At 73.6% G+C, this 16,186-nt stretch carries 19 protein-coding genes and 1 tRNA gene; 12 read left to right on the forward strand and 8 right to left on the reverse strand.

All coding sequences use genetic code 11. The annotated features are described in order from the left end of the window. Positions 1–30: 30 nt before the first annotated feature. From AC1RSJ_RS12360 to AC1RSJ_RS12370, 3 genes are all read right to left on the reverse strand, one after another. The gene (locus AC1RSJ_RS12360; protein ID WP_493118769.1) at positions 31–756 is read right to left on the reverse strand and encodes a DedA family protein; all 726 of its coding nucleotides are present in this window, start codon (positions 754–756) and stop codon (positions 31–33) included. Between the two features lie 183 nt (positions 757–939). Further along, complete coding sequence (locus tag AC1RSJ_RS12365) at positions 940–1,689, reverse strand: hypothetical protein (RefSeq protein ID WP_493118690.1); 750 nt, start codon at positions 1,687–1,689, stop codon at positions 940–942. Between the two features lie 93 nt (positions 1,690–1,782). Beyond that, positions 1,783–1,864, reverse strand: a tRNA-Leu gene (locus AC1RSJ_RS12370). Between the two features lie 53 nt (positions 1,865–1,917). On the opposite strand from AC1RSJ_RS12370, the gene AC1RSJ_RS12375 reads away from it, so the two are divergent. Then, the gene (locus AC1RSJ_RS12375; protein WP_493118691.1) at positions 1,918–2,817 is read left to right on the forward strand and encodes a DNA-3-methyladenine glycosylase family protein; all 900 of its coding nucleotides are present in this window, start codon (positions 1,918–1,920) and stop codon (positions 2,815–2,817) included. 12 nt (positions 2,818–2,829) lie between these two features. On the opposite strand, the gene AC1RSJ_RS12380 is transcribed toward AC1RSJ_RS12375, so the two are convergent. After that, entirely contained in the window at positions 2,830–3,663 is an 834-nt protein-coding gene (locus AC1RSJ_RS12380) for a helix-turn-helix transcriptional regulator (RefSeq protein WP_493118692.1), read from the reverse strand. A 139-nt stretch (positions 3,664–3,802) separates the two neighbouring features. Between AC1RSJ_RS12380 and AC1RSJ_RS12385 the strand changes: the two genes are divergently transcribed. Then, on the forward strand, positions 3,803–4,576 hold the full coding sequence (locus tag AC1RSJ_RS12385) for an SDR family NAD(P)-dependent oxidoreductase (RefSeq protein WP_493118693.1): 774 nt from the start codon (positions 3,803–3,805) through the stop codon (positions 4,574–4,576). 94 nt (positions 4,577–4,670) lie between these two features. Here AC1RSJ_RS12385 and AC1RSJ_RS12390 read toward each other — a convergent pair whose 3' ends face one another. Then, complete coding sequence (locus AC1RSJ_RS12390) at positions 4,671–5,366, reverse strand: alpha/beta fold hydrolase (protein ID WP_493118694.1); 696 nt, start codon at positions 5,364–5,366, stop codon at positions 4,671–4,673. Between the two features lie 110 nt (positions 5,367–5,476). Here AC1RSJ_RS12390 and AC1RSJ_RS12395 point away from each other — a divergent pair, with 110 nt between their 5' ends. Genes AC1RSJ_RS12395 through AC1RSJ_RS12405 form a run of 3 tightly spaced genes read left to right on the forward strand, consistent with a single transcriptional unit; the run spans position 5,477 to position 8,501 of the window. After that, the gene (locus AC1RSJ_RS12395) at positions 5,477–6,709 is read left to right on the forward strand and encodes a TadA family conjugal transfer-associated ATPase (RefSeq protein ID WP_493118695.1); all 1,233 of its coding nucleotides are present in this window, start codon (positions 5,477–5,479) and stop codon (positions 6,707–6,709) included. Further along, positions 6,706–7,566, forward strand: coding sequence for a type II secretion system F family protein (locus AC1RSJ_RS12400; protein ID WP_493118696.1), 861 nt, complete (start codon positions 6,706–6,708; stop codon positions 7,564–7,566). Before AC1RSJ_RS12395 ends, AC1RSJ_RS12400 begins: the two co-directional genes overlap by 4 nt. Beyond that, positions 7,563–8,501 carry a type II secretion system F family protein gene (locus AC1RSJ_RS12405; protein ID WP_493118770.1) on the forward strand — a complete coding sequence of 313 codons (939 nt, stop codon included), beginning with the start codon at positions 7,563–7,565 and terminating at the stop codon, positions 8,499–8,501. The genes AC1RSJ_RS12400 and AC1RSJ_RS12405 overlap by 4 nt, the downstream gene beginning before the upstream one ends. On the opposite strand, the gene AC1RSJ_RS12410 is transcribed toward AC1RSJ_RS12405, so the two are convergent. After that, positions 8,498–9,112, reverse strand: a complete 615-nt coding sequence (locus AC1RSJ_RS12410; protein ID WP_493118697.1) for a hypothetical protein — start codon at positions 9,110–9,112, stop codon at positions 8,498–8,500. The two genes, AC1RSJ_RS12405 and AC1RSJ_RS12410, sit on opposite strands and share 4 nt — an antisense overlap. A 469-nt stretch (positions 9,113–9,581) precedes the next feature. Here AC1RSJ_RS12410 and AC1RSJ_RS12415 point away from each other — a divergent pair, with 469 nt between their 5' ends. The 6 genes from AC1RSJ_RS12415 (at position 9,582) to AC1RSJ_RS12440 (ending at position 13,229) form a co-directional block, all read left to right on the forward strand. Beyond that, complete coding sequence (locus AC1RSJ_RS12415) at positions 9,582–10,586, forward strand: glycosyltransferase (RefSeq protein WP_493118698.1); 1,005 nt, start codon at positions 9,582–9,584, stop codon at positions 10,584–10,586. Further along, complete coding sequence (locus AC1RSJ_RS12420; protein ID WP_493118699.1) at positions 10,583–11,605, forward strand: glycosyltransferase; 1,023 nt, start codon at positions 10,583–10,585, stop codon at positions 11,603–11,605. Before AC1RSJ_RS12415 ends, AC1RSJ_RS12420 begins: the two co-directional genes overlap by 4 nt. A 98-nt stretch (positions 11,606–11,703) precedes the next feature. After that, positions 11,704–11,901, forward strand: a complete 198-nt coding sequence (locus AC1RSJ_RS12425) for a hypothetical protein (RefSeq protein ID WP_493118700.1) — start codon at positions 11,704–11,706, stop codon at positions 11,899–11,901. Positions 11,902–11,903: 2 nt separating this feature from the next. After that, positions 11,904–12,323: a TadE/TadG family type IV pilus assembly protein gene (locus AC1RSJ_RS12430; protein WP_493118701.1), complete on the forward strand. Its 420-nt coding sequence runs from the start codon at positions 11,904–11,906 to the stop codon at positions 12,321–12,323. Then, positions 12,298–12,783, forward strand: coding sequence for a hypothetical protein (locus AC1RSJ_RS12435; RefSeq protein WP_493118702.1), 486 nt, complete (start codon positions 12,298–12,300; stop codon positions 12,781–12,783). Before AC1RSJ_RS12430 ends, AC1RSJ_RS12435 begins: the two co-directional genes overlap by 26 nt. Further along, complete coding sequence (locus AC1RSJ_RS12440; RefSeq protein ID WP_493118703.1) at positions 12,780–13,229, forward strand: pilus assembly protein TadG-related protein; 450 nt, start codon at positions 12,780–12,782, stop codon at positions 13,227–13,229. Before AC1RSJ_RS12435 ends, AC1RSJ_RS12440 begins: the two co-directional genes overlap by 4 nt. An 18-nt stretch (positions 13,230–13,247) precedes the next feature. On the opposite strand, the gene AC1RSJ_RS12445 is transcribed toward AC1RSJ_RS12440, so the two are convergent. Together AC1RSJ_RS12445 and AC1RSJ_RS12450 are read right to left on the reverse strand one after the other, a co-directional pair. After that, positions 13,248–13,565: a hypothetical protein gene (locus AC1RSJ_RS12445; protein WP_493118704.1), complete on the reverse strand. Its 318-nt coding sequence runs from the start codon at positions 13,563–13,565 to the stop codon at positions 13,248–13,250. Between the two features lie 153 nt (positions 13,566–13,718). Beyond that, positions 13,719–14,957 carry an MFS transporter gene (locus tag AC1RSJ_RS12450; RefSeq protein ID WP_493118705.1) on the reverse strand — a complete coding sequence of 413 codons (1,239 nt, stop codon included), beginning with the start codon at positions 14,955–14,957 and terminating at the stop codon, positions 13,719–13,721. Positions 14,958–15,076: 119 nt separating this feature from the next. Between AC1RSJ_RS12450 and prfB the strand changes: the two genes are divergently transcribed. Then, positions 15,077–16,180: a peptide chain release factor 2 gene (prfB, locus tag AC1RSJ_RS12455; RefSeq protein ID WP_493118706.1), complete on the forward strand. Its 1,104-nt coding sequence runs from the start codon at positions 15,077–15,079 to the stop codon at positions 16,178–16,180. Positions 16,181–16,186: the final 6 nt, after the last annotated feature.

A 16,186-nucleotide genomic window follows, 5' to 3' on the forward strand; every position in this document is an offset into this window, starting at 1 on the left:
GTCAGCGGGGATCGGTCGGCGGGAGCCTGATCAGCGGTTCACGTCGTCGTCGGCGGTGACGTCGTCGGCGCGGACGCTCTCGCCGGCCTTCTGCTCGCGGCGGTTGCGCACCACGGCCTGGATCGTGTGAAAGGCCGTCGGGATGACCGCGATGGCGACGGCGCCGAGCAGGATGACGTCGATGTAGCTCGAGACGAAGTCGGCGAGCGGCGGGATGAACCCGAGCAGGAAGCCGGCGAGCGTGACGCCCGCGCCCCAGATCAGGGCGCCGATCGCGTTGTACGCGGCGTAGCGCCGGCGATGCATGTGGCCGACGCCGGCCGCGACCGGTGCGAACGTGCGCACGATCGGCACGAAGCGGGCGATGATCACCGCGAGACCGCCGTAGCGGTCGAAGAACGCGTTCGTGCGGTCGACGTTCTTCCGGCTGAAGATGCCGGTCTCCTTACGCTCGAAGATGCGCGGACCGGAGAACCGGCCGATGAAGTATCCGCCCTCGCCGCCGAGCCACGCCGCGAACGCGATCGCGAGGCAGACGAGGTAGATCGGGATCTGGATGCCGTTGCCGCCCTCGTGCATCGTGCCGGTGAAGGTGAGCAGCCCGGTGATGATGAGGAGCGTGTCGCCCGGCAGCACGAAGCCAATGAGCAGGCCGGTCTCGGCGAAGACGATGAGGCAGACCACGAGCAGCGCCCACGGCCCCACCGAGGTGATGATCGTGTGCGGATCGAGCCACGGCAGCAGCGCGGCGGGGATGTGGTGCACGTGGTCTCCAGTCGTCGGTCGCGCAGCGATCGGCGTGATGTCTGCGGCCACAGTACCCGCCGGATGCGACGCGGACCTCGGGGTTCGCCCGAGATCATCCGCAGGGCTGACGAGCGTCCGCTCAGTGCCGCGGGTGCGGGCTCTGGACGGCGACCCGGGGCGGGCGCCTCGCGGCTACCAGAGCCAGCCGGCCCCGATCAGCACGCTGAGCAGGCTGACGCCGCCGAGGCTGAGCCCGACGATCGACAGCGCGAGCCCCGAGGCGCCGCCGCGGGCCTTCACGATACCGATGATGCCGAACACGACGGCGAGGATGTCGGGGATGCCCCCGAGCACGAGTCCGATGCCGAACGGGATGCCCATCAGGATGAAGCCGGGGATGCCGAGGGCGAGCGCGGCGACGGCGAAGCCGTTGCCGGGACGCGGGCCGACGGCGTAGGCCGAGCCGTAGCTGTAGGCGGGCGCGTAGGTGGCCGCGGGGGCGTACGGCGCCGCCGGGTTGCCGTACTGCGCGGTGCCGTAGCCGTAGGGCTGGGCGACGGCGCCGGTGTACGGGGGCGCCGCGGGTGCTGCGGGCTGCTGGGGTGCGCCGTAGGCGGGTGCTGCCGGCTGCTGGGGTGCGCCGTAGGCGGCTGCTGCGGGCTGCTGGGGCGCGCCGTAGCCGGGTGCTGCCGGCTGCTGGGGCGCGCCGTACTGCGGCGCGGCCTGGGTGGGCTCGACCGAGGCGAAGCCCGGCGCCGTCGGGATGGCGGGCACGTCGGGCGCGGACTGCGCGGACTGCGCGGGTGCAGCGAGTCCGGCGCCGGTGACGGCATCCGCGGACTCGGCCCAGGCCGTCCCGGTCCACCAGCGGTGCTGGCCGTCGGGTCCGGGGTACCAGCCCGGCTGGGCCGACCCGGCAGGGGCGTATCCGTACTCGCTCACAGTGCTCTCCCTCGGGTGGCGACGGTCGATCATCGCCGGGCTCGGCGTCGCCAGACGAGCCCCATTTCGGGGCGATGCGGCAGGGGCCGACGGTGCGGGAGAAGGGACTCGAACCCTCACGCCTCTCGGCACAGGAACCTAAATCCTGCGCGTCTGCCAGTTTCGCCACTCCCGCGAGCGGAACGAGTCTAGGGCGGGGCGTCGGCGGGGACGGGCAGGATCGGAGTCGTGCGCACCGAGCTCCCCGCCCCGTCCGGCCTCGACCTCGCCGGCGTGCTCGACTTCCTCCGGGTGCGAGCCGTCCCCGGCATCGAGGAGGTGGACGGCGACCGCTACCGGCGCACGCTGCGGGTCGGCGGCAAGGTGGCGATCGTCGAGATCCGGATCGCGGCGCAGGGCGGCGCTTCCGGGTCGGACCGGGTGATCGTGGAGTCGAGCTCCGACGATCCCGTGCTCCACGCGGAGCTCGAGCGCCGCGCGCGCCGGCTCCTCGACCTCGACTCCCCGGCGGCGGAGATCGACGCCCTGCTCGCCGCGCACCCCGCCACGGCGGCGGCGGTCGCGGCGCACCCCGGCATCCGCATCCCGGGCAGCCTCGACGGCGGTGAGACGCTGGTCCGCGCCATCGTCGGGCAGCAGATCTCGGTGGCCGCGGCGCAGCTGCACCTGCGCGAGCTGGCGGAAGCCGGCTCGGCGCTGCCCGAGGTGCGGGGCACGCTGACCCGCCTGTTCCCGACGCCGCGGCAGCTGCTCGCGGGCGGCGCGGAGCTGCTGCGGGGTCCGGAGTCTCGTCGCGCGACCCTGCGCGGTGCGGCGGCCGCGCTGGACTCGGGGGAGCTCGACCTCGATCTCATCCCTGAGGATCCCGCGGTGCTGCGGGCCCAGCTGATCGGGATGCGCGGCATCGGCCCGTGGACCGCCGACTACCTCGCGATGCGCATCCACGGCGCGCCCGACATCGTGCTGCCCGGCGACTCCGCCATCCGGCTCGGACTGCGGCGGCTCGGGGAGGAGGAGTCGGATCCGGCGGCCGTCGTCCGCTTCGCCGAGGCGTTCCGGCCGTGGCGGTCGTATCTCATGATGCAGCTCTGGCGGAGCGCGGCGGGCGGCACGGCGGCTCGGGGCTGAACGGGTCAGGGCTCAGCCCGCGCGCACCCCGAGCACGCCGAGCAGCTCGAGCTTGTCCGCATCCTCGGTGCCGGGCGTCGCCGTGAACACGAGCAGCCGCTGACCCTGTTCGTCGTCGACGAGGTTCTGGCAGTCGAGCGAGAGGATGCCGAGGTCGGGGTGCGCGATCCGCTTGCGGCGGGCGTGCTTGTACGACACCTCGTGGTCGCTCCACAGCTCGGCGAATTCGCGGCTCGTGGCGAGCAGCGCGTCGACGATCTCGGCCGCGCGGCCGGAACGGCCCGTCCGCGCGTACACGGCGCGGAGCTCCGAGACGAAGCTGCGGGCGTGGGTCGGCTGGTCCTCGACCGGGTAGACGTCGCGCGACGAAGGATCGTCGAACCAGCGGTAGACGGTCGAGCGCGAGAGCCCGGTGAAGCGCGTGTGGTCGCCGAGCAGCGCCGCGGCGCGCGGGGTCTGCACGAGCGCCTCGCCGACCTCGCTCATGACCTGCGCGGGGGTGTCCTGCAGCCGGTCGAGGATCCGCATCATGCCGGGGGAGACGTGATCGCTGCGCCGCACTCGCTCCGGCGCGCTGTGCCCGGCCAGGCGGAACAGGTGGTCGCGCTCGTCGAGGTTGAGGTGCAGGCCGCGCGCGATCGCCGCGATCATCTGCTCGGACGGCTGCGGTCCGCGCTGCTGCTCGAGCCGCGAGTAGTAGTCCGAGCTCATCCCGGTCAGCGCCGCCACCTCCTCGCGCCGGAGGCCGGACGTGCGCCGGCGCGGACCGCGGGTCAGCCCGACGTCCTCCGGCTGCAGCGACTCCCGCCGCGTGCGGAGGAAGTCGGCGAGCTGCTCACGATCCATGCGTCCATGGTGCGCGCCGCGCGGCCGGCGCATCAAGGGATCCCTGATCCGTGGATGAGCGCACCCTTCCCCGGCGGCCCGGGCGGCGGGAGCGTGGGGTCAGCGCCGCGGAGCGACCCGGCGTCGGAAGGACACGATCATGACCCTCGCACTCATCACCGGCGGCAACCGCGGACTCGGCCGCTCGGCGGCCCTCGCCCTCGCCGCGACCGGCACCGACATCGTCGTCACCTGGCGCTCGAGCGAGAAGGAGGCCGGCGGCGTCGTCGCGGAGCTCGAAGCCCTCGGCGTCCGTGCGGCCGCGCTGCGGCTGGACACCAGCGCCCCCGACACGTTCGACGGCTTCGTCGCGGCGCTGCGCGCGGTGCTCCGCGACACGTTCGAGCGCGACACCATCGACCAGCTCGTCAACAACGCCGGCGTCTCCGGCGACACCCCGCTCGGCTCGATCACGGGCGACGCGATCGACGCGCTGTACCTCGTGCACCTCAAGGGCGTCATCCTGCTCACCCAGGCGCTCGAGCCGCTCATCGCGGATGGCGGCCGCGTGCTCAACGTCTCGACGGGTCTGACCCAGAACCTCGTGAACCCGGCGTACTCGGTCTACGCGTCGATGAAGGGCGCGGTCGAGGTGTGGACGAAGTACCTCGCCAAGGACCTCGGCGACCGCGGCATCGCCGTCAACACCATCGCGCCCGGGGCGACCGCGACCGACTTCGGCGGCGGTGTCATCCGCGACAGCGAGGCGTACCAGCAGCGCATCCAGGCGACCAGCGCCATGGGCCGCGTCGGCCAGCCGGAGGACATCGGCGGCGCGATCGCCGCGATCCTCTCGCCCAGCGCCGCGTGGATCACCGGCCAGCGGATCGAGGCGTCCGGCGGCCAGGGCATGGGCCGCGGCGTGCGCGGCTGAGCCGGACGCCGACGCAGGACGCGCCGGGCAGGTCGGAGCCCGGATCCGGCCTGCCCGCGCGGTCGTCCCACGGGCGCTCGGCATCGCACGAGACCTAGCGCAGCGCCTGCACCAGCGCGGCGGCCAGCTCGCGCGGCTTGGTGAGCTGGGGCCAGTGGCCGGTCGGCACGTCGATCCACTCGACGTCGCGGGTCGCCGCGAGCTCGGCGAAGAACGGGGCTCCGCCGTCGAGGTACTGCCGGTACTCGGAGACGGGGCGCGAGGTCGCGATCACGGTGCTCGGCACGGCGTGCCGGCGCTCGTCGGTGTAGTGATTCGGGTCCGTGGCGACCCGCGCGGGCTCGGGCACGGCCATCTCGCGGAACCGGGCCCGCACGTCGTCGTCGACGTCGATGAGGTCCTCGTCGTCGAATGCGCCCCAGTCCGGCAGCGGCACCTCGCCGTCGACCTCGTCGAACCCGTCGTTGACGCAGCCGCCCTCGGATCCGGGCCACGAATCGACGTACACCGCACGGGCGACGCGGTCCGCGCGCGCGTCGACGGCGAGCCCCGCCGCCGCACCGCCGCCGGAGTGGCCGACGAGCGCGACCGGCTCGCCGGCGGCGTCGATCCAGTCGACGATGGCGGCCACGTGGGCGGCCATGCCGATCGACGCGCGATCGACCGCGTCGCGGGTGAGGCCGGGCAGCGTGATCGCGGTCACGTCGTGTCCGGCCGCCCGCAGGGCATCGGGGATGTCGCCCCAGGAGTCCGCATCGAGCCAGAAGCCGGGGATCAGGAGAACCTTCATGCCGCGACCGTAGAGCGGGCCACGGACATCGCGGATGGACTCCCGGGAAGCGCGGACCAGCCTGTGGAGAACTCGCCCGCGGCGTCGTCCGCGCCGCGCATCCTGTGCCGATGGACTCCCCGCTCGCCGCCATCACGGAGGGGGTGCGCGCCCGCGTCCGGCGAGACGGGGTCGACCTCGCGGGGGACCCGGGACTCGCGGGCCGGTACGCCAGGGACGAGGTGCGGCGCTGGACCGAGCGCGCGCTCGGCGGGTCCGTGCCGATGCTCGCCGACGAGGGCGGCACCACGCGGCAGGTCGTCGCCGCGCTGACCGGGTACGGCGTGCTGCAGCCGCTCCTCGACGATCCCGACATCGAGGAGGTGTGGATCAACGGCCCCGACGCGGTGTTCGCGGCGGCGGACGGCGTGAGCCGGCGGGTCGACCTCCGACTGGACGCCGGCGAGATCCGCCGGCTCGTCGAGCGGATGCTCACCAGCACGGGCCGGCGGGTCGATCTCAGCTCGCCGTTCGTCGACGCCTCGCTGCCCGATGGATCGCGACTCCACGTCGTCATCCCGGATGTGAGCCGCACCTGGGCGGTCAACATCCGCAAGTTCCGCAGGTCCATCCGCGATCTCGACGGGCTGGTGGCGCGGGGATCGCTCCCGTCCACCGCGGCGCGGTTCCTGGGGGAGTCCGTGCGGGCCGGCGTGAACGTGCTCGTGTCGGGAGCGACCCAGTCCGGCAAGACCACGCTGCTCGGCGCCCTGCTCGCCGCGGCGCCGGACCGCGAGCGGATCGTCACCGTCGAGGAGACGTTCGAACTCGACCTCGACGCGCCGGACGTCGTCGCGATGCAGTGCCGGCAGCCGAGCTTGGAGGGCACCGGCGAGGTGCCGCTCCGCCGGCTGATCAAGGAGGCCCTGCGGATGCGGCCGGACCGCGTCGTCGTCGGCGAGGTGCGTGAGGCGGAGGCGCTCGATCTGCTCATCGCTCTGAACTCCGGGCTTCCGGGGTCGTGCTCGATCCACGCGAACGGCGCGGCGGAGGCGCTCGTCAAGCTCGGCACGCTGCCGCTGCTGGCCGGGCGCAACATCGACGCCGGGTTCGTCCTCCCGACCATCGCCGCGACGATCGACCTCGTCGTGCACTGCGAGCTCCTCGGCGACGGTCGACGCCGGGTGTCGGAGATCGCGGCGCCGACGGGACGCGTGGTGGAGGGCGTCGTCGAATCGACGCCGCTGTTCGGGTCCGGGTCGGGTGAGCTGGCGTGGACGGGGGCGCTGCCCGCGCGCGCCGCCCGCTTCCGGCACGGCGGCGCGGATGCGCTGGCGACGCTCACCCCGGCGGCGTCGCCATGAGCGTGGCCATCGGACTGCTGCTCGGCGTCGGCGTGGTGCTCTGCCTCTCGCCGCTGCTCTGGCCGGCGTCCGCCGGCGCGGTGCCCGCTCGTCGATGGCCGGCGGCGCTGCGCGACCGGCTCGTGCAGGCGGGCCTCGGCGGTGTCCGTCCGGCCGTGCTCGTCGTGCTGAGCGTGCTCGCCGGGCTCGTCGCGGGCGCGGTCGGCTTCGTGCTGCTGCCCATCGGCGCGCTCGCGGGCGCGGCGGCCGTGGTCGGGGCGGCAGCCCCCGCCCTGCTGATCGCCTGGCGCGCGCGGGCGCGGCGCCGCGCGGCGCGGGTCGTCTGGCCCGACGTCGTCGAGCACCTGCTGTCCGCCGTCCGAGCGGGGTTGCCGCTCTCCGACGCCCTGGCGGATCTCGGCGAGGCCGGCCCGCGGCACGTGCGCCCCGCCGCGTCCGCCGCCGCTCGAGAGCTGGAGGCGACCGGCGACCTCGGCGTCGCGCTCGACGATCTCAAGGCGCGACTGGCGGATCCGGTCGCGGACCGGATCGTCGAGACGCTCAGGATGGCGCACGAGGTCGGCGGCACCGAGCTGCCGGCCGTGCTCCGGGCGCTCGCCGCCGACCTGCGTCGTGACGCCGCGCTCCGCGCCGAAGTGGAGTCCCGGCAGTCCTGGGTGCGCACCGCCGCGCGGCTCGGGGTGGCCGCGCCGTGGATCGTCCTGCTGCTGCTGAGCACCCGGCCCGAGGCGGTGCGCGCCTACGACAGCCCGCTCGGTCTCGCGATCCTCGGCGCCGGGGCGGCGGTGTCGTTCGCCGCCTATCGGATCATGATCGCGATCGGCCGCCTCCCCGAGGAGCGGCGGTGGTTCGCATGACCGTGCTCGCCGCCCTGGGCATCCCGCTCGGCGTCGCGCTGGGCGTCGGGCTGTGGCTGCTGGCGTCGCTGATCCCGAGGCTGCGTGCTCCGGGGCTCGCGGAGCGGGTCGCGCCCTACGTCCGCGACGTGTCGGCGGAGGCGCGGCGGATGACCGCCCGCAGTCCCGCCGACCCCGGTCCGCTCGTCGGAGCGCTCTGGGCGCCGCTCGCCTCGGCCCTGCACGCCGGGCTCGCCCGCGCCTCCGGCGGTGACGACTCGGTGCGGCGGCGGCTGCGCCAGGCCGGGTCGTCCGGCTCGGTCGCCGCGCTCCGATCTCGGCAGCTGCTCGGCGGGACGCTCGGGGCGCTGGCGGGCGCGATCGTGGCGGTGGTGATCTGGCGGACCGGCGCGGCGCCCGGGATCGTCGGTGCAGCGGCGATCCCGGTGCTCGCCGTCGCCGGCCTGCTGCTGCCGGATCGCCTGCTCAGCAGAGCCGCCTCGGCACGACTCAGGAGGATGACGGAGGAGCTCCCGACCGTGCTGGAGTTCCTCACCCTGAGCCTCGCGGCCGGGGAGGGCGCGGTCGACGCCCTCCGCCGCGTCGCCAGGACGGGCAGCGGCGAGCTCGCCCGCGAGATCGCGGCGGTCGTGGCGGCGTGCAACGCGGGTCGCCCGCTCGCCACCGCGCTCGGCGACTCGTCGCGCCTGCTCGGCCTCCCGGGCTGGACGCGCTGCGTCGATCAGGTCGTCACGGCGCTCGATCGAGGCACCCCGCTCGCCGAGGTGCTGCGCGCGCAGGCCCAGGACTCGCGGGATCAGGCGTCCCGCGACCTCATCGAGGCGGCCGGCCGCAAGGAGGTCGCCATGCTCGTGCCGCTGGTGTTCCTGATCCTGCCCGTGACGGTCCTGTTCGCGGTGTTCCCGGGGATCCTGGTGCTCCAGCTGGGGTTCTAGCTCCCAGCCACGGTGAACGAGTCGAGGTCGACCCCGTAGCGGATGCTCGCGGTCCCCGCCGAGCCCTCCGGGACGACGACGACGTCGCGGCCGAGTGCAGCTCCGATGGCTCGCACGAAGTCGCAGACCCGGTCGACGTCGTCTTGCGCGGCGAGTTCGCGGAGCTCGATGTCGGCGATGACCTCATCGAGATCGAACAGATTCACGACGATGTGCGGCGCGAGACGCAGACTCACCGTCGGACGCTCGCCGGACGATCCGGCGAGCTCGCGGATTCCCGTGCTCTCGAGCCCGAGCCGGTCAACGGCCTCGGCCACCGTCACCCAGTCCTCGCGCGATGTGCCGATCGCGATGATGTCGGGCAGAGTGAAGCCCGTCCACCGTCCGCAGACGCGGAGGAAGTCATCCCGTTCGATCGATTGCGGCGTGGATCGGTCCGGTGGCAGGTCCCCCTCTAGTGCCATCGGACACCGGCCGCGGAGATCTCCAGCTTCAGGCCGCGGGCGACCTCGCTCGAGGGCTTTCGAGCGCTTTCGTATCGGATGAGCTCGTACCTGCGACCACACTCCGCCCAGCCGACGCACGGGGCTCGGTTCGGCGCTTGATCCCACGGCACCTCGGATAGCCGTCGGAGCTCTGCCATGGCCTCGTCGCGAGCGCGGAACGGGCCGAGCTCATCGCCGTGAAGCCCGTCTTCGATCGTGAACATGTCTCTCACATCCTCCTCCCGCCGGGTGGACCGGGCGCACCTGGTTTCGGCGGGCCGCCATCCCGCACCACGGCGGTCCGGCGCCGACGGTCTCACAGGTGGGGGGCATAGCGTCCAGGACACAGCCCGCCGACTCGCGGGTGAACCGGACGGCTCATCGGAGCGCTGTTCCCCGAGAGATGCCGACCGGCAGACGTCTCGCAGCTCCGATGGCGTCCTCCTCGTCTCGGACGAGTGAGAGGTCCGTCGTGACCGGCTTCAGCTTCCTCAGCACCTATCCTCCGACGCGATGCGGGTTGGCGACCTTCACCGAGGCCCTCGCTACCGCCATCGCCAGGCCCGCGGAGCCGGACAACCGGATCGTCCGGATGATGGACGATCTCGCCCGCCCCGCGATCCCGTCGATCGGAAGCCGGTCCCGGATCGTCGCCGAGCTGGGATCGATGGACGAGGCGCCCGCTCCCGCGATCCGCCGCGCCGCGAGTGCCCTCAGCGGCTCGGACGTCGCCATCATCCAGCACGAGTACGGCATCTTCGGCGGCGAGGACGGGACGGACGTCGTGCGGGTGCTCGAGCACCTCGTCGTGCCGAGCATCGTCGTGCTCCACACGGTGCTCGACGCTCCGACCGCAGGTCAGCGGCGCGTACTGGAGCGTGTGATCGAGCTCGCCGACGCGGTCGTCGTCATGACGATGACGGCGCTGCGGCTCCTCGGGTCGCACTACGCGGTCGACGTCGGCAAGGTCAGTGTCATCCCGCATGGCGTACCGGAATGGACGGCGAGCCCGTCCCCGGCCGACGGTCCGCGGATCCTGCTGACCTGGGGCCTGATCGGTCCGGGCAAGGGGATCGAGCACGGCATCCGCGCGATGGCCGAACTCGGCGACCTCGATGTCCGCTACGTCGTCTGCGGTCAGACGCACCCGCGGGTGGTCGCGCACGAGGGTGAGCGCTATCGGGAGCGCCTGCAGTCGCTGATCGGCGAGCTCGGACTCGATCACCGCGTCGAGCTGCGCGACGACTATCTGGACACGACGCAGCTCGCCGCTCGCGTGAGCGCGGCCGACGCCGTGCTCCTGCCCTACGACTCCAGGACCCAGGTCACGTCCGGGGTCCTGGTCGAGGCGATCGCAGCCGGGAAGCCGGTCATCGCGACGGCATTCCCGCACGCCGTGGAGCTGCTCGGCTCCGGCGGAGGGATCGTGGTGCGCCACGAGGACCCGCGGGCGATCGCCGACGGCGTGCGGAACGTGCTGCGGGCCGCCGGGTCGCGATCGACACCGCCGCCGAACGCCGGCACGAGCTGGACCGAGATCGCGCCGCGCTATCGGGAGCTCGCCGTCGGCCTGATCCGCCACGCGGAGCTGACGGCGTGATCGGCACCGAGTTCCCGATCCGGCTCCCGTTCGCGCATCTCGCGACGATGACCGATCATCGCGGACTGTTCGAGCACGCGGAGCACGGAGTGCCGCGTCGCGGGCACGGCTACTGCCTCGACGACGTCGCGCGCGGCCTGGCGGTCGTCGTCGCGGCGAACGAGCTCGACGCGGCGCCCCTGCTCGAGACCTACCTGCGGTTCTGCGAGGCGGCCGTCGGCGCCGACGGCCGCGCGCACAACCGGCTGAGTCCCTGGGGCGCATGGACCGACGAGGTCGGCCTCGGCGACTGGTGGGGTCGTGCCGTCCGTGCGCTCGGTGCGGCGGTGCTCGGTGCAGCGGACGACGACGTGCGACAGCGCTCCCGCATCGCCTTCGACCGCGCGGCTCGTCGGCGGAGTCCGGACCTCCGCGCCATGGCCTCCGCCGCGATCGGAGCCGCCGACGTGCTCGCCGCCGACCCCGGTGCGGAGGCGGCGCGGCTGCTCCTGATCGACGGCGTCGCCGCCATCCCGCGGCCGTGCAGCCCGGCATGGCCGTGGCCGGAACCGCGCCTGCGCTACGGCAACGGCGTGATCCCGGAAGCGCTGCTGGCGGCGGGCGACGCGCTCGACGACGCCGAGCTCACCGCGCGCGGTCTGAGAGCGCTGACCTTCCTCGCCGGGATCGAGACGCGCGACGGACACCTCTCCCCGACCGGTCGCGACGGGCGCGGGCCCGATGAGACAGGTCCGCAGTTCGATCAGCAGCCGATCGAGGTCGCGGCGATCGCGGAGGCCGCCGCCCTGGCGCATCGGCTGGGTCACGGCGACCAGTGGGCGCGGGTGGTGGAGACGGCCTGGGCATGGTTCCTCGGCGACAACGACGCCGGCGTGCGCATGGTCGACCTGGAGACCGGCGCCGGATTCGACGGCCTGCGCTCCGACGCGCGCAACGAGAACCGCGGAGCGGAGTCGACCCTCGCCGCACACACCACCGTGCAGCTGCTCCGCGCGGTCGGAGCGATCGCGGTGCGCTGACCGGGCGCTCTGCGCTCCGCGACCCGCTCGCGGGACCTCCTGTGGACAACTCGCGCGGGCCCGGCCCCATCCGGCGCACGCTGTCCGCGGAGGTTCTCATGCGACTGCTCGATCGACTCCGCTCCATCGTCCGCGTGCCGCTGCGCGAGCGGCTCGCCGACGAGACCGGCGACGTGCCCGGCTGGGTGCTCGTGACCCTGATGACCTGCGGGCTCGTCATCGTGATCTGGGGTCTCGCGGGCCCGGCGCTGAGCCAGCTGTTCGAGAACGCGATCTCGCGGGTCACCGGCTTCTGACCGTGGACGGGCACGGCGCGGGCCGACGGAGTGCGCGCACTGCACTCGCGGACGAGGAGGGATCGGCGCCGGCGGAGTTCGCGCTGGTGTCTGCCCTGCTCGTGCTCGTCGTGCTCGCGGTCATCCAGCTCGCGCTCGCGCTGTACGTCCGGACGACGGTGCTGGATGCGGCGGCCGAAGGAGCGCGTCAGGCGGCACTCGCCGACGCGGAGCCGGGCGCGGGGGAGGTGCGCACGGCCGCGCTGCTCGACGCCGCGCTCGGAAGCGGGTACGAGCGCGACATCTCGGTCGCGCGGACCGACTGGCAGGGCCACACGGTGGTCGTGGTGACGGTGCGGGCGCCCCTGCCCGTCGTCGGCCTGCTCGGACCGGACCGCGGGCTGGAGGTGTCGGGTCATGCGGCCCTCGAGGGCCTGGGCTGAGGCGATCGCCGCGCTTCGCGTACGGCTGGCCGACGAGCGCGGATCCGCCTCGGTCGAGTTCCTGGCGGCCGGGCTCCTCCTCCTGCTGCCGGCGATCTATCTCGTGCTCGTCGTCGCCGCGGTCCACGGCGCGGCGCTCGCGACCGAGGGCGCGGCACGGCAGGGCGCGCGGGTGTTCGTCCGCGCGGACTCGGAGGCGGAGGCCCGCGCCCGCCTCGCCGACGCCGTCGCGGTCACGCTGGCGGACTACGGGGTCGACGCCGAGTCGGCGCGCGTCCGGGTCGTGTGCGCTCCGGACCCGCCCGACTGCCTGGGGCGCGGCGGCTCGGTGACCGTGCGCGTCGAGACGGTCGTGCCGCTGCCGCTCGTGCCTGCGGTGCTCGACGTCGACGCGCCCGCGTCGATCCCGATCGAGGCGTCGTCCAGCCAGCCGGTGTCGCGCTTCCGGAGCGGCGGATGACCACCTCGTCGGAACCGGGGCGGGCGCTGGACGACGACGGCTCGATCCTCCCGCTCGTCGCCGTCTTCGCGGCGCTGTGCCTCGCGCTGGTGCTCGTCGTCCTCGCGGCCGGATCGCTGAACATCGAGCGGAAGCGGCTGTACACGATCGCCGACGGCGCCGCGCTCGCCGGCGCGGAGTCGTTCCCGCTCGACCGCGCCCCGGATGCGCCGGGCGAGCTGCCCCGGCTCCGGGACGACGAGGTGGAGTCCGCGGCGCGCGGCTACCTCGCGGCGGCCGATCCGACGCGCATCGAGGAGCTGCAGCTGCTGTCGGCGACCACGCCGGACGGCCGCTCGGCGCAGGTGACGGTCGCCGGGGCGTGGCGCCCGCCGGTCCTCACGCTGGTGCTGCCGGAGGGCATCCGCCTGGAGGTGACGTCGACGGCGCGCGCCGTCCTGCGCTGAGGGAGCGCGCTCCGGGCCCTAGCCTCCGACGCCGGGGACCGGGCTCAGCAGCATCGTGATCCCCACGAGCGCCATGCCGGCGATGTTCATCACGATGCCGATGCGGATGCTGAACACCTTCTGCGGGTGCGCCTGCTCGAGCGGGAACGCGGGCACGGGGCACGCGGCCCAGATCAGCAGCGCGAGTCCGATGCCGGCGGCGACCACGCCGATCCAGAAGGCGAGTCCGAGGGCGGCGGGCAGCTGCGCGGGACGGAAGCCGGAGGCCAGCAGAGGGCCGAGGCCGAGCGCGGGCGCGATGGCGCCGGCGGCCACCCACGTGGTGCCGGTTCGCATGATGCGCCGGGTCTCGGTGAGGGGCTCGCGCAGATCGGCGGAGTCGTTCAGATGCTCAGGACCGGTGGACGATGAATCGATATACCCACTCACTCGATCGAGTGTGCGCCTGGTGATGCGTCAACGACAAGTGGGAACTGGCTGTGCGCCGGATCAGGCGCGCGAGCTGTGCTTCGGCAGGGAGACGCGCATGACGGCGGCGCCGCCGAGTCCGAGCGCGCCGAGCACCGCGGCGGCGATCGGCAGGCCGGCGAACGCGGTCACGCCGGACACCAGGAGCGGCGCCAGCGCGGCCCCCGAGTCGTTGCAGAACCGCCACGCGCCGAGGAACGGGGCGGGGTCGCGCGGATCCGCGAGGTCCGCTCCGATCGTCATGAGGATGCCGGAGCCGATCCCGTTCGCGAGCGAGAGGAACATCGCGATCACGACGAACCAGACCACGGGTCCGGGCAGCGCGGCGCTGAGGGCGAGCACGAGATGGCCGACGCCGAGGCCGATCATCGACGGGATGACGACCCAGAGCCGTCCGAAGCGGTCCATGATCTGACCGCCGAGGTAGAACAGGGCGAAGTCGACCGCGCCGGCGATGCCGATGATCACGGCGGTGTTCGTCTCGTGCAGCCCGATGCTCACCGCCCAGAGCGGCAGCACCACCTGCCGGCTCGCACGGAGCGCCGACACCATCGCCGAGCCGACGCCGACCGAGCCGAGGATGCGGCGGCTGCGCGCGATGGTCCGGAACAGCCCGCGCGCCTCGTCGCCGACCTCGACGGACCCGGTGGTCGGCTCCGGCTCGGCGCCGGCCCGTCGCAGCTGGGCTGCCGGGTCGGGCAGCACGATGAGCACGAGGGCGGTGAGCGCGCACGCGACGAGGTGGATCCAGAACGCGTAGGCGGCCGAGCCGGTGACCTCGATGAGGCCCGCGGTGAGGAACGGGCCGACCAGGTAGCCGAACCGGAAGGTGCCGCCGAGCGTCGACAGCGCGCGGGCCCGGTACTGCGCCGGCACGAAGCTCGTCATGAACGCGTGCCGGGCGAGTGCGAACGACGCGGTGGCGACGCCGACGAGCAGGATGCCCGCGCCGAGCATGACCGGGTTCGCCGCGAGCACGCAGAGCAGCAGGCCGAGCACCGCGACGCCGGCCGCGCCGATCATGGTGCGGCGCTCGCCGATGCGGGCCACCACGGCGCCGCTCGGGATGTCGCCGATCAGCTCGCCGACGAGCAGCATCGCCGCGATGACGCCGGACAGCGCGAGGTCGGCGCCCAGGCGGTGCGCCACGACGGGGATGATCGGGATGATCGCGCCCTCGCCGATCGAGAACAGCACCGTGGGCAGGAGGGCCGACACCATCACGGTCCGCCAGCGGAACGTCGGCGGAGTCGTGGTCATGTCACCGGTCACGCTACTCCTGGTATACCGCGCCGACGGCCGCACTCCCGCCCCGGCGGCCGCACGGTCGACCCGGCGTCGACCGGCCCCGGCGCGCCCCCGGGTAGGCTGGCCCGGCCATGATCTCGCCCGACTTCCCCGACCGCTTCGCGGCGCTCCGCTCGACCTTCGACGACATCCGCTCGGTGGTGGACGTGGACGGACTGCGGAAGCAGATCGCCGAGCTCGAGGAGCAGGCGGGCGCCCCTGACCTCTGGGACGACACCGAGAACGCGCAGAAGGTGACCAGCGCGCTGAGCCACCGCCAGGCGGATCTCAAGCGGGTCACCGACGTCGAGGGGCGCATCGACGACCTCGAGGTCGCGGCGGAGCTCGCCGCCGACGACGAGGAGATGGCGGCGGAGGCCGACCGCGAGCTCGCCTCGCTGACGAAGACGATCGGCGACCTCGAGGTGCAGACGCTCCTCGACGGCGAGTACGACGACCGCTCGGCGGTCGTCACCATCCGCTCCGGCGCCGGCGGCGACGACGCCACCGACTTCGCCGAGATGCTGATGCGGATGTACCTCCGCTGGGCCGAGAAGCACGGCTACCCGGCCAAGGTCATGGACACCTCCTACGCGGAGGGCGCCGGGATCAAATCCGCGACATTCGAGATCGACGCGCCCTACGCGTTCGGCACGCTCAGCGTCGAGGCCGGCACCCACCGCCTCGCGCGCATCAGCCCCTTCGGCGGCGCCGACAAGCGCCAGACGAGCTTCGCCGCAGTCGAGGTCATCCCCGTGATGGAGGAGGCGAAGGAGGTCGAGGTGCCGGAGAACGACATCCGCGTCGACGTCTTCCGCTCGTCGGGCCCCGGCGGTCAGAGCGTGAACACGACGGACTCGGCGGTGCGGATCACGCACCTGCCGACGGGCATCGTCGTGTCGATGCAGAACGAGAAGTCGCAGATCCAGAACCGCGCGGCCGCCATGCGCGTGCTGCAGACCCGCCTCATGCTGCTGCAGCGCGAGGAGGAGGCCGCGAAGAAGAAGGAGCTCGCCGGCACGATCACGGCGAGCTGGGGCGACCAGATGCGCTCGTACTTCCTCTACGGCCAGCAGCTCGTCAAGGACCTGCGCACCGGCTTCGAGGTCGGCAACCCGGCGACGGTGCTCGACGGCGAGCTCGACGGCTTCATCGCGGCCGGCATCCGCTGGCGCAAGCGCAAGGACGACGACTGAGCCTCG

This window comes from Schumannella sp. GW821-FHT10F01 (genome assembly GCF_058809295.1).

Bases quoted from the DNA above. Each gene is read 5' to 3' on its own strand.
- AC1RSJ_RS12380 (WP_493118692.1), bottom strand. From the start codon at position 3,663: ATGGATCGTGAGCAGCTCGCCGACTTCCTCCGCACGCGGCGGGAGTCG.
- AC1RSJ_RS12385 (WP_493118693.1), top strand. From the start codon at position 3,803: ATGACCCTCGCACTCATCACCGGCGGCAACCGCGGACTCGGCCGCTCG.
- AC1RSJ_RS12390 (WP_493118694.1), bottom strand. From the start codon at position 5,366: ATGAAGGTTCTCCTGATCCCCGGCTTCTGGCTCGATGCGGACTCCTGG.
- AC1RSJ_RS12395 (WP_493118695.1), top strand. From the start codon at position 5,477: ATGGACTCCCCGCTCGCCGCCATCACGGAGGGGGTGCGCGCCCGCGTC.
- AC1RSJ_RS12400 (WP_493118696.1), top strand. From the start codon at position 6,706: ATGAGCGTGGCCATCGGACTGCTGCTCGGCGTCGGCGTGGTGCTCTGC.
- AC1RSJ_RS12405 (WP_493118770.1), top strand. From the start codon at position 7,563: ATGACCGTGCTCGCCGCCCTGGGCATCCCGCTCGGCGTCGCGCTGGGC.
- AC1RSJ_RS12415 (WP_493118698.1), top strand. From the start codon at position 9,582: ATGGACGATCTCGCCCGCCCCGCGATCCCGTCGATCGGAAGCCGGTCC.
- AC1RSJ_RS12425 (WP_493118700.1), top strand. From the start codon at position 11,704: ATGCGACTGCTCGATCGACTCCGCTCCATCGTCCGCGTGCCGCTGCGC.
- AC1RSJ_RS12435 (WP_493118702.1), top strand. From the start codon at position 12,298: ATGCGGCCCTCGAGGGCCTGGGCTGAGGCGATCGCCGCGCTTCGCGTA.
- AC1RSJ_RS12440 (WP_493118703.1), top strand. From the start codon at position 12,780: ATGACCACCTCGTCGGAACCGGGGCGGGCGCTGGACGACGACGGCTCG.
- AC1RSJ_RS12445 (WP_493118704.1), bottom strand. From the start codon at position 13,565: ATGCGAACCGGCACCACGTGGGTGGCCGCCGGCGCCATCGCGCCCGCG.
- AC1RSJ_RS12450 (WP_493118705.1), bottom strand. From the start codon at position 14,957: ATGACCACGACTCCGCCGACGTTCCGCTGGCGGACCGTGATGGTGTCG.
- prfB (WP_493118706.1), top strand. From the start codon at position 15,077: ATGATCTCGCCCGACTTCCCCGACCGCTTCGCGGCGCTCCGCTCGACC.